Source organism: Promicromonospora panici, assembly GCF_900608595.1.
Classification (GTDB): Bacteria; Actinomycetota; Actinomycetes; order Actinomycetales; family Cellulomonadaceae; genus Promicromonospora; species Promicromonospora panici.
This window is the reverse complement of sequence record NZ_UWYY01000002.1, coordinates 344,476-357,751: the sequence shown is the minus strand read 5'-3', so window position 1 is coordinate 357,751 and position 13,276 is coordinate 344,476. Positions and strand designations below refer to the sequence as shown.

12 protein-coding genes are annotated in these 13,276 nt (G+C 71.5%); all 12 read left to right on the top strand.

Annotated features, from left to right (window positions below; genetic code table 11):
• The first annotated feature begins 322 nt into the window (after nt 1-322).
• The 12 genes from EW117_RS03435 to EW117_RS03380 all read left to right on the top strand — a co-directional run bounded on the left by EW117_RS03435 (nt 323) and on the right by EW117_RS03380 (nt 13,059).
• Nucleotides 323-1,171: a nitrilase-related carbon-nitrogen hydrolase gene (locus tag EW117_RS03435; RefSeq protein WP_129783650.1), complete on the top strand. Its 849-nt coding sequence runs from the start codon at nt 323-325 to the stop codon at nt 1,169-1,171.
• A gap of 84 nt (nt 1,172-1,255) precedes the next feature.
• Nucleotides 1,256-2,686, top strand: a complete 1,431-nt coding sequence (hydA, locus tag EW117_RS03430; RefSeq protein WP_129783648.1) for a dihydropyrimidinase — start codon at nt 1,256-1,258, stop codon at nt 2,684-2,686.
• A gap of 8 nt (nt 2,687-2,694) precedes the next feature.
• A complete protein-coding gene (locus EW117_RS03425; RefSeq protein ID WP_129783646.1) occupies nt 2,695-3,723 on the top strand; it encodes a TIGR03842 family LLM class F420-dependent oxidoreductase in 1,029 nt (342 codons plus the stop codon).
• A gap of 42 nt (nt 3,724-3,765) precedes the next feature.
• Nucleotides 3,766-5,379, top strand: a complete 1,614-nt coding sequence (locus tag EW117_RS03420) for an HD domain-containing phosphohydrolase (RefSeq protein ID WP_165362430.1) — start codon at nt 3,766-3,768, stop codon at nt 5,377-5,379.
• Between the two features lie 63 nt (nt 5,380-5,442).
• Nucleotides 5,443-6,111, top strand: a complete 669-nt coding sequence (locus EW117_RS03415; protein ID WP_129783642.1) for a hypothetical protein — start codon at nt 5,443-5,445, stop codon at nt 6,109-6,111.
• A 37-nt stretch (nt 6,112-6,148) separates the two neighbouring features.
• Nucleotides 6,149-6,724, top strand: a complete 576-nt coding sequence (locus tag EW117_RS03410) for a class I SAM-dependent methyltransferase (RefSeq protein ID WP_129783640.1) — start codon at nt 6,149-6,151, stop codon at nt 6,722-6,724.
• 212 nt (nt 6,725-6,936) lie between these two features.
• On the top strand, nt 6,937-7,839 hold the full coding sequence (locus EW117_RS03405) for an ABC transporter permease (RefSeq protein WP_129783638.1): 903 nt from the start codon (nt 6,937-6,939) through the stop codon (nt 7,837-7,839).
• A complete protein-coding gene (locus EW117_RS03400; RefSeq protein WP_129783636.1) occupies nt 7,836-8,645 on the top strand; it encodes an ABC transporter ATP-binding protein in 810 nt (269 codons plus the stop codon). Before EW117_RS03405 ends, EW117_RS03400 begins: the two co-directional genes overlap by 4 nt.
• On the top strand, nt 8,642-10,513 hold the full coding sequence (locus EW117_RS30595; RefSeq protein ID WP_340641067.1) for an ABC transporter substrate-binding protein: 1,872 nt from the start codon (nt 8,642-8,644) through the stop codon (nt 10,511-10,513). Before EW117_RS03400 ends, EW117_RS30595 begins: the two co-directional genes overlap by 4 nt.
• The gene (locus tag EW117_RS03390; protein WP_129783635.1) at nt 10,513-11,817 is read left to right on the top strand and encodes an aspartate aminotransferase family protein; all 1,305 of its coding nucleotides are present in this window, start codon (nt 10,513-10,515) and stop codon (nt 11,815-11,817) included. The genes EW117_RS30595 and EW117_RS03390 overlap by 1 nt, the downstream gene beginning before the upstream one ends.
• A 150-nt stretch (nt 11,818-11,967) precedes the next feature.
• Entirely contained in the window at nt 11,968-12,219 is a 252-nt protein-coding gene (locus EW117_RS03385) for a DUF6480 family protein (RefSeq protein ID WP_242504061.1), read from the top strand.
• Nucleotides 12,220-12,243: 24 nt separating this feature from the next.
• The gene (locus EW117_RS03380) at nt 12,244-13,059 is read left to right on the top strand and encodes an SDR family oxidoreductase (protein ID WP_129783633.1); all 816 of its coding nucleotides are present in this window, start codon (nt 12,244-12,246) and stop codon (nt 13,057-13,059) included.
• Nucleotides 13,060-13,276 lie beyond the last annotated feature (217 nt).

The window sequence follows — 13,276 nt, the reverse complement described above, 5'->3', positions numbered from 1 at the left end:
TCGACGAACAGCCCACGGCCAGAAAAACCATGGGTGAGCAGCGACGCGCCATCTCGCGTCCAGGCGGGAGGCGGCTCACAGCGAGAGCCGCATCGGCGGGCCAAAGCGGGGCCCACGACCCGGCCGCCACGATACACCGGCCGGTCTTCGCGCTCCCGGAGGTTTCGCTGCGAGCGTCGTCGACCGATTCGGCCCAGCCCGAACGGCTGTGCCGGTCGGGTCCTCACCCGGAACAGTTGTCACGTACCGGAAACGACCAGGGGCTCGCAGCCGAAACAGGTCCCGGCTTTGCTGGTCACCTGCTTCAGGCGAGGGAGTTTGAATGAGCACAGTCCGAGTTGCGTTCACGCAGGCCCGCTGGACCGGCGACAAGGAGTCCATGATCGCCCTGCACGAGGACTGGGCCCGGGAGGCGGCGAGCCAGGGTGCGCAGGTGATCGCCTTCCAGGAGCTGTTCTACGGCCCGTACTTCGGCATCACGCAGGACCCGGCCTACTACCGGTACGCCGAGCCGGCCGACGGACCCACGGTCGAACGGTTCGCGGCGCTCGCGGCCGAGCTCGGCATCGTCATGGTGCTGCCGATCTACGAGGAGGCCCAGCCCGGCGTCCTGTACAACACGGCGGTGGTGGTCGACGCCGACGGAACCGTGCTCGGCAGCTACCGCAAGCACCACATCCCGAACCTCGACAAGTTCTGGGAGAAGTTCTACTTCCGGCCCGGCAACCTGGGCTTCCCGGTCTTCGACACCGCCGTGGGCAAGATCGGGGTCTACATCTGCTATGACCGGCATTTCCCCGAGGGCTGGCGTGAGCTGGCGCTGAACGGCGCACAGATCGTCTTCAACCCCAACGCGACCAAGCCCGGTCTGTCCAACCGGCTCTGGGAGATCGAGCAGCCCGCCGCGGCGGTCGCCAACGGCTATTTCGTCGTGGCGAACAACCGGGTGGGCCTGGAGGACAACGAGTACGGCTCCGATGCCGTGAACTTCTACGGCTCGTCGTACGCCGTCGGGCCGGACGGGAACTACGTGGGCGACGTCGCCTCGGCCACGAGCGACGAGCTGGTGGTGCGCGACCTCGACCTGGACCAGGTGCGGGAGGTCCGCGAGCGGTGGCAGTTCTTCCGCGACCGGCGTCCGGACGCCTATACGGCAATCACCGCCCCGTAGCGGCCAGGCGAAGTAGAGCATGCGTCCGGGCGCCTTGCTTCGCGGCAGGGCGAGACCGGCACGGCAGACCGATATGGAGGCACGATGACGACACTCATCACCGGCGGGACAGTCGTGAACGCGACGGGCACGGTCGAGGCCGACGTGCTGATCGACGGCGAGAAGGTGGTCGCCGTGATCGCCCCGGGCAGCACCGCCCTGGGCGCCGACCTGGGCGCCACCGCCGGCCGCGTGATCGACGCGACCGGCAAGTACGTGGTGCCCGGCGGCATCGACGCCCACACGCACATGGAGCTGCCGTTCGGCGGCACGGCCGCCAGCGACACCTTCGAGACGGGCACGACGGCGGCGGCGTGGGGCGGTACGACCTCGATCGTCGACTTCGCGGTGCAGAAGCAGGGCGAGCGCGTGCAGGACGGCCTGGAGGCGTGGCACAAGCGTGCGGCGGGCAACTGCGCCATCGACTACGCGTTCCACCAGATCATCGGCGGGGTGGACGACGACGCGCTCGCCGCGATGCGCACCCTCGTCGACGAGGGCATCACCAGCTACAAGATGTTCATGGCCTACCCCGGCGTCTTCTACGCCGACGACGCCCAGATCCTGCGCGCCATGCAGGTGGCCCGCGACGAGGGCCTGCTCACGATGATGCACGCCGAGAACGGCCCGGCGATCGACGTCCTGGCCGGTCAGCTCGTGGCGGCGGGCAAGACCGACCCGTACTTCCACGGGCTCGCGCGGCCCTGGCAGCTCGAGGAGGAGGCGACGCACCGGGCGATCATGCTGGCCGACCTCACGGGCGCGCCGCTGTACGTGGTGCACGTCAGCGCGAAGCAGGCGGTCGCCCAGCTCGCGGCGGCCCGGGACGCGGGCAAGAACGTGTTCGGCGAGACCTGCCCGCAGTACCTGTACCTGTCGCTGGAGGAGCAGCTCGGGGCGTCCAGCGAGCAGTGGGGCACCTTCGAGGGCGCCAAGTGGGTGTGCTCCACGCCGCTGCGCGCGCGGGCGGAGGGGCACCAGGACGCGATGTGGCAGGCCCTGCGCACGAACGACCTGCAGGTGGTCTCGACCGACCACTGCCCGTTCTGCATGACGGACCAGAAGGAGCTGGGCCGCGGCGACTTCCGGGCGATCCCGAACGGGATCGGGTCGGTGGAGCACCGCATGGACCTGCTCTACCAGGGCGTGGTCACCGGTCGGCTGAGCCTGGAGCGCTGGGTCGAGCTCTGCTCGGTGACCCCGGCGCGCATGTTCGGCATGTACGGCACCAAGGGAGTGATCCAGCCGGGCGCCGACGCCGACATCGTCGTGTACGACCCGGCGGGCCTCACCACCCTCGGCGTCAGCACGCACCACATGAACATGGACCACTCGGCGTGGGAGGGCTTCGAGGTCGACGGGCACGTCGACGTCGTCCTCTCGCGCGGCGAGGTCGTCGTGGACGACGGCGGGTTCCACGGGCGGGCCGGTCACGGCCGGTTCGTGAAGCGCGGGCTCAGCCAGTACCTGGTCTAGGGAGCGACATGGATTTCGGGATAGTGCTGCAGAACGACCCGCCCGCCACCCGGGTGGTGGAGCTCGCCCGCCAGGCGGAGGACCAGGGCTTCGACTACGTGTGGACGTTCGACTCGCACCTGCTGTGGCAGGAGCCGTTCGTGGTCTACCCGGCGGTCCTGGCGGCCACCGAGCGGGTGATCGTGGGGCCGATGGTGACCAACCCGGCGACGCGGGACTCGACGGTCCTGGCCTCGATGTTCGCCACGCTCAACGACACGTACGGCAACCGGACGATCTGCGGCATCGGCCGCGGTGACTCCGCGGTGCGCACGCTGCACGGGCGTCCGGCCAGCCTGGCGACCCTGCGGGAGTCGGTCACGGTGATCAAGGACCTCGGCAACTCGCGCGAGGCCGACGTCAACGGCAGCCCCGTGCGGTTCGCGTGGTCGCACGGCTCCGAGCTGGACGTGTGGGTCGCGGCCTACGGGCCGAGGGCGCTCGCCCTGGCGGGCGAGGTGGGCGACGGGTACATCCTGCAGCTCGCCGACCCGGACATCGCGGCGTGGATGATCGGCGCCGTCCGCGAGGCGGCGGAGGTCGCGGGCCGGGACCCGGAGGCGCTGAAGTTCTGCGTGGCCGCGCCCGCCTACGTGGGCGAGGACCGGCCCCACATGCGCGACCAGGTGCGCTGGTTCGGCGGCATGGTCGGCAACCACGTCGCGGAGATCGTGGCGCGGTACGGGGCCGGCTCGACCGGCCCGGTACCGGCCGCGCTCACGGACTACATCGAGGGCCGCAAGGGCTACGACTACGCCGAGCACGGCCGCGCCGGCAACAGCCACACGGAGTTCGTGCCCGACGACGTCGTCGACCGGTTCTGTCTGGTGGGCACCCCGGACGAGCACATCGCCCGGCTCAAGGAGCTCCAGGCGCTCGGCTGCGACCAGTTCGCGATCTACCTGCAGCACGACGCCCAGGAGGAGACCTTGCGGGCCTACGGCGAGACGATCATCCCTGCTCTGCAGGGCGCTCGCGACCAGGGCCATTCCGCGTGACAGCCCGCGAGCGCGGTGGAGGCCCACGCGTATCGTGGAATGGTGTCCGACCGATCGCCGCAGGACGAGTCCGTCCGCGATGACGAGGTACGCACGGCTGAGGTTGTCGCGGCGCTGTCGCTCGCGACGGACCTGGGCACCGGTGTGCCGCTCGAGCACGGTCTGCACAGCGCGCTCATCGCCACGCGGCTCGGTGACATCCTGGGCGTGGACCGGGGCACGCAGGCCCAGGCCTACTACACCTCGTTGCTGTTCTACGTCGGTTGCACCGCCAGCGCGAAGACGGCGTCGGAGGTCTTCGCCGTCGACAACGCGTTGACAAAGTACGGCGTTCCGTTCAGGTTCGGGTCCCCGGCGCAGATGATGGCGGGAATGAGCCGCGCCGTCGCGCCACCGGGACAACCGCTGATGGTGCGTGCTCTGCAGCTCGCGCGGGGGATGCCTGCACTGGCCCGAGAGTTCGGCGACATCGTGGTCACCGACTGCGACGTCGCGCAGATGCTCACCGTCCGACTGGGGCTTCCCTCCGCGGTCTCTGCCCTGTTCGCCCATGCGAGTGACCGATGGGACGGAAGGGGTTGGCCCGCGCACACCAAGGGTGAGGCGATCCCCCTGCCCATGCGCATAGCTCACGTCGCCCGGGACGCCGCCTTCCAACGCATGCTGGGAGGTGACGAATTCGCCGCCCGAGTGGTGCACGGCCGTGCCGGTGGTGCGTTCGACCCGGACGTCGCGGAGCCGTTCGCGGAGCATGCGGCGGAGATCCTGGCGTTTGATCCGCGCGACTCCGCGTGGCCGGAAACTCTGGCAGCTGAGCCCCCGCCGAACCTCATGCTCAAGGGCGAGGCCATTGACCAGGCCCTCGGAGCGATAGGTGACTTCGCCGACCTGGTCTCCCCGTACTTCGTCGGTCACTCGGCCGACGTAGCCGGGCTGGCTGCTGATGCCGGCCGGCGTTGTGGGCTCGACGCCGCCCAGACCCTCGATCTGCGTCGTGGAGCGCTCGTCCACGACGTGGGGCGGGTCGCCGTGCCGGTCCGCATCTGGCAGGACCGCGGACCGCTCTCGCCGGATGACTGGGAGCGGGTCAGGCTGCACGCGTACTACACCGAGCGCGTCCTGAGCCGATCGCCGTTCCTGGCGGCACTCGCCCCGATCGCGGCGTTCCACCACGAACGCCTTGACGGCTCCGGTTACCACCGGGGAACCAAGGCGGCGGCACTCGCCACGCCCGCGCGTGTGCTCGCGGCCGCCGACGCCTACCACACCATGACTGAGCCGCGTCCCCACCGAGACACGCTCTCGCCGGCCCGGGCCGCGGGGAAGCTTGGCGAGGAGGTCCGCGCCGGCCGCCTCGATGCAGACGCGGTGGTCGCCGTACTCGCGGCGGCCGGCCAGCGCGTTCCGCGCGTCCGGCGCCCGGCCGGTCTGACCGATCGGGAGAGCGAGGTGGTGGTTCTGCTCGCCCGAGGCCTGCAGACCAAGCAGGTCGCCCGCGCTCTGGGGATCTCGGCCAAGACCGCCGACAGCCATATCCAGAACGCGTACCGGAAGATGGGCGTCTCCACTCGTGCGGGAGCCGCGCTGTTCGCCATGCAGCACGGTCTGGCGGTATGGGGAGAACTCCCGATAGAACGCGCCGGTGATCGGTCCTAGCGTCGAAGGCACCTGACCGCGCACCGCGCGGCGCTCACTCCCTGACCGGCAAGGAGGCACGCGATGTCTACCACCAGAAGCTCACTTCGTGCAGGTGTGGTGGTGATCGCACCAGTGATCTGGCTCGCCGTCCTCAGCTACCACCCGTACCTGGCAGGCCGTCTGCCCAACCTCGAGGCAATCGCCCATGCGGTCGAGTCCGACCCGACCCGCTGGGGTGCTGTGCACCTGGCGACGGGCGTTGCGTCCGGTGTGCTCGCCCTTGCCTTTCTCGCGGTCCGGGCTCACCTCCATGAGGCGGGCGAAGACCGCTGGAGCGCCGCGGCGCTGCCCTTCGTGGTCATCGGGTGCACGCTCTACGCAATGCTGCCGGGGTTGGAGTTCGCGCCGCTCGCAGCGGTCGAGGCGGGTGGCGACGTCGAGGCGGCCCAGGAGGCGCTGCTTCCCTGGTTCGCCCCGCTGCTGGTAGCGGCCGGGGTTACCTTCGCCGTCGGGATGTTCGGTTTTGCTCTCGGCGTGCGTCGCAGCGGCTTGCTGAGCCCTGGGGTGACAAGCCTCGTCATGGTGGCGTTGGGCGTCATGGCGCTGTCTCGTTTGGTCCCGCTGTCCGCGGTCCAGTTCTACGTGCAGGGTGTCGCCGGACTCGTGGCCCTGCTGCCGTTGGCGGGCAGCATGTGGAAGCAACGGGCAGCTGCTGTCCCTGCGCGGCAGCCTGCGCCGCAGGCGACCTGACCGGCGCGCCGAGTCACGGGCGAGACCAGGAGCAGACATGCCAGGCCCAAGGAGCGGAAGGCATTGGCCAGGTCGCCCGCGGTCGGCGACCGGCAAGCATCGCCGGTGCGATGTGCGGGCCGGGCTGCCACCCGAGCGCCTGATCCTCAGGAACAGCCGGCAGTGGATCTGCTCCCGAGCGACAGGCAGGGCGCTCGAGGTCGCCGTGGGCACCGGCCTCAACCTGCGCCACTACCCCGACGACGTTGCCCTGACCGCGCTCGACCTCGACCAGGAGCTGCTCTCGATCGCTCGCGAACGTGCGGAGGTCAGTCGCCAGGTGTCGCTGGTGCGGGCGGACGCCGCACATCTGCCGTTCCCGACGGGGAGCTTCGACACGGTGGTCTGCACGCTTGCCATGTGCGAGTTTCGCGATCGCGGAGCGGTCCTTGCCGAGATGAACCGGGTCCTTCGTCCGCAGGGTCGGCTGCTGCTTCTCGACCACGCCCAATGGCGCTGGATCCTCCATGGGCGGCCGGCGACCCTCCTGTTCGACGCCGGCTTCGTGCCGTACCGGCAAGAGCGATTGTGGTTCGGTCTCATACAGCGGCTGGAGGCGCGCAGGCCTACGTAGGGACCGGCCTGCCGAGCCAGGCGGGACAACTGCCGCCGTGTCCCGGAACAAGTGTGACCTCCTGGAAACGGGCAGAGCCTGCAGACGAAACAGGTGACGACTTTGCTGGCCTCTTGCTGAGGCAAGGGAGTTGAGTTGAGCACCATCCGAGTTGCGTTCGAGCAGGCCCGCTGGACCAGCACCATCATCTCGGCCCTGCGGGGAGCCGCCGGGTGAGCCGGCGGTGGCAGCGGTCCGGCAAGCGGATCGGACCAGCGCTGGCCGGTGCCGCGGGGGTCCTTGCCCTAGCGGCCGCCTGGGAGGCGTACAAGGCCCTGGTGCCCGACGACGGCTGGGTGCTCGGCGAGGTTCGGGTGCTGCCCCGAACCAGCGACGTCGCCATGCCGCACCTGTGGGACATGGCGGCCCGCGCGGCGGAGCCCCTGACCTCCGCGCCAGACTCCCCGCCACTGTGGCTCGCGACCCTGCAGGGCGCGGGATTCACGCTCGGCGTCTCGGCCGTCGGCTGGGTGACCGGAGTGGTGTTCGGCCTGCTCGTGGCGGTGCTCATGGCCCGGTTCGTGCCCGCCCGGGCGGGGCTGCTGCCCTGGGTGGTGCTCAGCCAGACGGTGCCCCTGATCGCCATCGCACCCCTGGTCAAGCGGTGGGGCGCGCAGCTCGAGATCGGCACGTTCGACTGGCAGGACTGGATGTCGGTGGCCGTGATCGCGTCGTACCTGGCGTTCTTCCCGGTGTCGGTCGGGGCGCTGCGCGGGTTCACGTCGCCGGACGCCGCCGCCGACGGCGTCCGGCTCGACCTGTTCCGCGCCTACGGCGTCGGCTGGTGGACGACGTTCTGGCGGCTGCGGGCGCCGTCGTCCGTCCCGTACCTGCTGCCCGCGCTGCGCCTGGCCGCCGCGAACGCGGTGGTCGGGACGGTAGTGGCGGAGGTGTCCACGGGCCTGCGCGGCGGGCTCGGCCGGATGATCGTCGAGTTCGGCGCCTCCGCGAGCGCGGACCCGGCCAAGCAGTGGTCGCCCATCGCAGGCGCCGTGCTCGTAGGACTCGCGGCGACGGGCCTGGTGGCGCTGGTCGCCCTGGGCCTGCGCCGGTACCGCGTGGAGGAGACAGCATGACGGCAGTGGTGGTGTCCGGTGCGGGCCGGGTGTTCGACGGTGGTTCCGGCGCCGGGACGGTGGCCCTGGCCGACGTCGACCTCACGGTCGGCGAGGGCGAGCTGGTGTCGCTGATCGGCCCGTCGGGCTGCGGCAAGTCGACGCTGCTGCGGCTGATCGCGGACCTGGACGCCCCGACGTCGGGCAGCGTGACGGTGTTCGGCAAGCCGGCGGACCGGGCGCGCGAGGACCAGGACTACGGGATCGCGTTCCAGCAGGCCGGCCTGCTGCCGTGGCGCTCGGTGCGGGCCAACGTGGAGCTGCCGCTGCAGCTGCGCGGCAGGGCCGGCAGGGCGGAGCGTGCCGCGCGGGCCGCTGAGCTGCTCGCGCTGGTCGGGCTCGCGGACTTCGCCGACCACCGGCCGGACCAGCTCTCGGGCGGGATGCAGCAGCGGGTGGCGATCGCGCGGGCGCTGGCCCGTAGCCCGCGGCTGCTGCTGATGGACGAGCCGTTCGGCGCGCTCGACGAGATGACGCGCGAGCGGCTGCAGGACGAGCTGCTGCGGATCCGGGCGAGTACGGGCGCGGCGGTGGTCTTCGTGACGCACTCGATTGCGGAGGCCGTGTACCTGTCGGACCGTGTGGTGGTCATGTCGCCCCGGCCCGGCCGCGTGGTGGCGACCCTCGACGTCCCGCTCGGCGGCCCGGCCGACCGGGCGGCGCGCGGCATCGAGCTGCGCGAGGACCCGGCGTACTTCGAGCGCGTCTCGGCCGTGCGTGAGGCGCTGCACTCGGGCGACACCGCGCCCGACCGGGTGCCCTCGTGATCCGGGGCCGCGGGCTCGCGTTCGGCGCACCCGTCGTCGTCGGCGTCGGGGCCGTCGCGCTCTGGCAGGCGGTGGTGACCGGGCTGGGCGTCGAGGCGTTCGTGGTTCCCGCGCCGTCGGACATCGCGGCCGAGCTCGGCGCCAACCTCGCCGTCATCACGGACGCGGCCCTGGCGACGGCGACCAACGCGCTCCTGGGCCTCGTGCTCGGGACGGTTCTCGCCCTGGTCGGCGCCGGGGTCTCGGCGTCCTGGCGAGCCGTCGCCGACGCGGCGAACCCGCTGGTCACGGCGACCGCCGTCGTGCCGATCGTGTGCCTGGCGCCCGTCTTCTACACGATGTTCGGCACGGACGCGCAGACCACGCGCGTCGTCGTCGCGGCGATCGCGGTGTTCGTCCCCGTGTACGTCAACACGCTGCGCGGCCTGCGCACGGTCGAGCCCGTGCACCGGGACCTGATGCGCTCGTACGCCGCGACGCCCTGGGAAGCCACGCGGCACGTGACCCTGCCGGGCGCGCTGCCCTTCTTCTTCACGGGGCTGCGGGTCGCGTCCTCGCTCGCCGTCATCTCCGCGCTGGTCGCCGAGTACTTCGGCGGGCCGGTCGACGGCCTCGGCAAGGCCATCACCTCCGCCGTCTCCTCCAGCCGCTACGCCCTGGCCTGGGCGTACGTGCTGGGCGCCGTCGCCACGGGGCTCGTCTTCTATGCCCTCACCGCTTTGATCGAGAGGAACACGATGCACCGCAAGAACGTGCTGCGCACGTCACTGGGCCTGGCCACGGCCGTCGCGCTCGCCGGCTGCGCTGGGGCGTCCGCCGAACCGGAGGCCGACGGGCTCACGCCCGTCACCCTGCAGCTGCAGTGGGTGGCGCAGGCCCAGTTCGCCGGGTACTACGCCGCCGTCGACCAGGGGTACTACGAGGACGAGGGCCTGGACGTCACCATCCAGGAGGCCGGCACCGACACCGTGCCGATCGACGTCCTCGCCGCCGGCGACGCCGACTACGCGATCTCCTGGGTGCCGAAGGTGCTCGGGTCCATCGAGCAGGGCACCGAGGTGACGAACGTGGCGCAGGTGTTCGAGCGCTCGGGCACGCTGCAGGTCGCCTTCAAGGACGCCGGGATCTCCGAGCCCGCCGACCTCGCGGGCAAGAAGGTCGGCTCCTGGGGCTACGGCAACGAGTGGGAGCTGTTCGCCGGCATGCAGGACGCCGGGATCCAGACCCCGGATGACATCGAGCTGGTGCAGCAGGCCTTCGACATGAACGGGTTCCTTGCTGGCGACATCGACGCGGCCCAGGCCATGACGTACAACGAGTACGCCCAGATCCTGGAGACCGTGGACCCCGAGACGGGCGAGCTGTACCAGCCCGAGGACCTCGAGGTCATCGACTGGAACGACCAAGGCACCGCCATGCTCCAGGACGCGATCTGGGCCGACGCCGCCCGCCTCGCCGACGACGAGGCGTACGCGGACACCACCGTCGGATTCGTCAAGGCGTCCCTGAAGGGCTGGGCGTACGTCCGCGACAACCCCGAGGAGGCGGCCGGGATCGTCACCGCCGCGGGGTCGACCCTCGGCGCCTCGCACCAGCTCTGGCAGACCAACGAGGTGAACAAGCTGATCTGGCCCTCCACCAGCGGCATCGGCACCGTCAACGCCGACCAGTGGGACCAGACCGTCGAGATCGCCATGGGCACCCAGAACGAGACCGGCGCGACGGTCATCACGGCCGAGCCGCCCGAGACCGCGTACACCAACGAGTACGTGGAGCAGGCCCTCGCGGAGCTTGCGGAGGAGGGCGTCGACATCCAGGGTGAGGAGTTCGAGGCACTCGACGTACAGCTCACCGAAGGGGGCAGCTGATGGCCGACGACGACGCCCGCGCGCTCGCCGCGGCCCGCGACCTGCTGATCCAGCCGTGGTCGCCCAGCTCCGCGGTGCCGGCGCTCACGATCGCGGGCGGCTCCGGGTCCCGGGTGTGGAACCACGCGGGCGACGAGTGGCTGGACCTGTCGTCGATGCTGGTGAACACGAACATCGGGCACCAGCACCCGCGCGTGGTCGAGGCGATCGCGCGCCAGGCGGGCGAGCTGGTGACGGCGTCCCCGGCGCTCGCGGTGCGGGTGCGGGGCGAGGCGGCCGAACGGGTGCTCGCCCGCGCGCCGTTCGGCCCGGGCGCCAGGGTGTTCTTCACGAACGCCGGGGCGGACGCCATCGAGAACGCCATCCGCATGGCGCGCGTGCACACGGGCCGGGACAAGGTGGTGTCGCTCTACCGCTCTTACCACGGCAACACGGGCGCCGCGATCGTCGCGACCGGGGACCCGCGGCGGGTGCCGAACGAGTACGCGACCGGGCACGTGCACGCCTTCGGGCCGTACCTGTACCGGTCGGAGTTCTGGGCGTCGTCCGCCGAGCAGGAGTGCGAGCGGGCGCTGCACCACCTGGAGCGGGTGGTGCAGGCGGAGGTCCCGGGCACCGTCGCCGCGATCCTGCTGGAGACGGTCCCCGGGACGGCGGGCGTCCTGGTGCCGCCGCCCGGGTACCTCGCTGGGGTGCGGCGGATCGCCGACCGGTACGGGATCATGCTCATCCTGGACGAGGTGATGGCCGGGTTCGGCCGCACCGGATCCTGGCTGGCGCTCGACCAGCACGATGTGCGCCCCGACCTCATCGTCTTCGCCAAGGGCGTGACCTCCGGGTACGTGCCGGCCGGCGGGGTCGTCGTGTCGCCGGAGGTCGCGGCGACGTTCGACGAACGGGCGTTCCCCGGCGGGCTCACCTACTCGGGGCACCCGCTGGCCATGGCGGCGATCGTCGCCACGCTCGACACCATGGCCGACGAGGGCATCGTCGAGAACGCAGCGCGCATCGGGGCCGAGGTGCTCGGCCCGGGGCTCTCCGCGATCGCGGAGGCGAACCCGCTGGTCGGGGAGGTGCGCGGCCTCGGCGTCTTCTGGGCGGTCGAGCTCGTGGCCGATCCCGTGACGAAGGAACCGCTCGGCGGGCCAGCGATGGCGGCGATCAAGAAGAGCCTGCTCGGCGCCGGCGTGCTGCCCTTCATCGCCGACAACCGGGTGCACGTGGTCCCGCCGTGCGTCATCACCCCGGACGAGGCGCGCGAGGGGCTGGACGTGCTCGGGAAGGTGCTCGCGGACGCGGTGTAGGCCCCGGGGATTGCGGACCGGGCGCGACGTGGCCAGGGCACGCCGTGGTCCCGGGGGGCGGTGTGGGCCCCGGTCGCGCGCTGGTCGGCGCGCGACCGGGGAAGAGGCGTGCCTACGGTGGACGGGACCAACGACGGCACGGAGACCACCATGAGCAACGATCCGGAAGGTCAGGCCGCACACAACCCCGACCCCGAGCCGGACGGCCGCACCATGCCCCTCAGCGGCAACCTCCAGCCCGGTGAGACCCCGCCCGAGTCCGACCAGGTGAGCGCCCCGCAGGGGCACGAGGAGCACGGCCCGCCACGCTGGGTCCCGTGGCTGTGGATCGTGGCGATCCTGGTCGTCGCCGGGCTGGTCGTCGCCCTGTTCGGGGGCTACGCCGCGGGCCTGCTCGACTGACGGGCGAAGCATTACAGTGCGGCCATGAGCGACAGCACCGCCCCTGAGACCGCCACATCGACCCGCCCCAAGACCACGCCGACCCGCCGCGCCCTGGTGACCGGGGCGTCGTCGGGCATCGGTGCCGCCACCGTGCGCAGGCTGCGCGCCGACGGCTGGGACGTCGTGGCCGCCGCTCGCCGGGCCGACCGCCTGGAAACGCTCGCCGCGGAGACGGGCTGCGAGGTCTACGCCATCGACCTGACCGACGACGACGCCGTGGCCGCCCTCGCGTCCCACCTCGCAGCCACCGGGGGGCTCGACGCCGTGGTGAACAATGCGGGCGGCGCGTTCGGCCTGGACCGCGTGGAGGACGCCGACGTCGACGACTGGCGTCGCATGTACGAGATCAACGTGCTCGGCACGCTGCGGGTCACCAAGGCCGTGCTGCCCCTGCTGCGCAAGGCAGGCGGCGCCAAGGGCGTGGCCGACGTCGTGAACGTGACCTCGACCGCAGCCCAGGGCGCCTACGAGGGCGGCGCCGGCTACACGGGCGCGAAGCACGCCGAGCACATGCTGTCCCAGACGCTGCGCTGGGAGATCGCGGGTGAGCCCGTGCGCGTCATCGAGATCGCCCCCGGCGCCGTGGCGACCGAGGAGTTCTCGCTGGTCCGGTTCGACGGCGACGCCGAGAAGGCCGCCGCCGTCTACGAGGGCTACACGCCCCTGGTGGCCGCCGACGTCGCCGAGACGATCGCTTGGACCCTGTCCCGCCCGGACCATGTGAACATCGACCTGGTGACCCTCCGGCCGCGCGCGCAGGCCCACAACTCGAAGATCGTGCGCGGCACGGGCGCCTGAGGCGGTCGCGGGGGGATCCGTCGACTTCGGTCGGTTGCTGACCCCGGCACGTGACTTCGGTCCGTTGCTTTGAGATCGGTCAATGAACTGACCGATCTCAAAGCAACGGACCGAAGTCACGTCCGCGCGCGTGCTACGGACCGAACGCGTGCGCCCAAGCCACCTCCGGGCCCCGGCGCCTTACGAGCTCATGACGATCTGCGCCCGACGCCGGCAC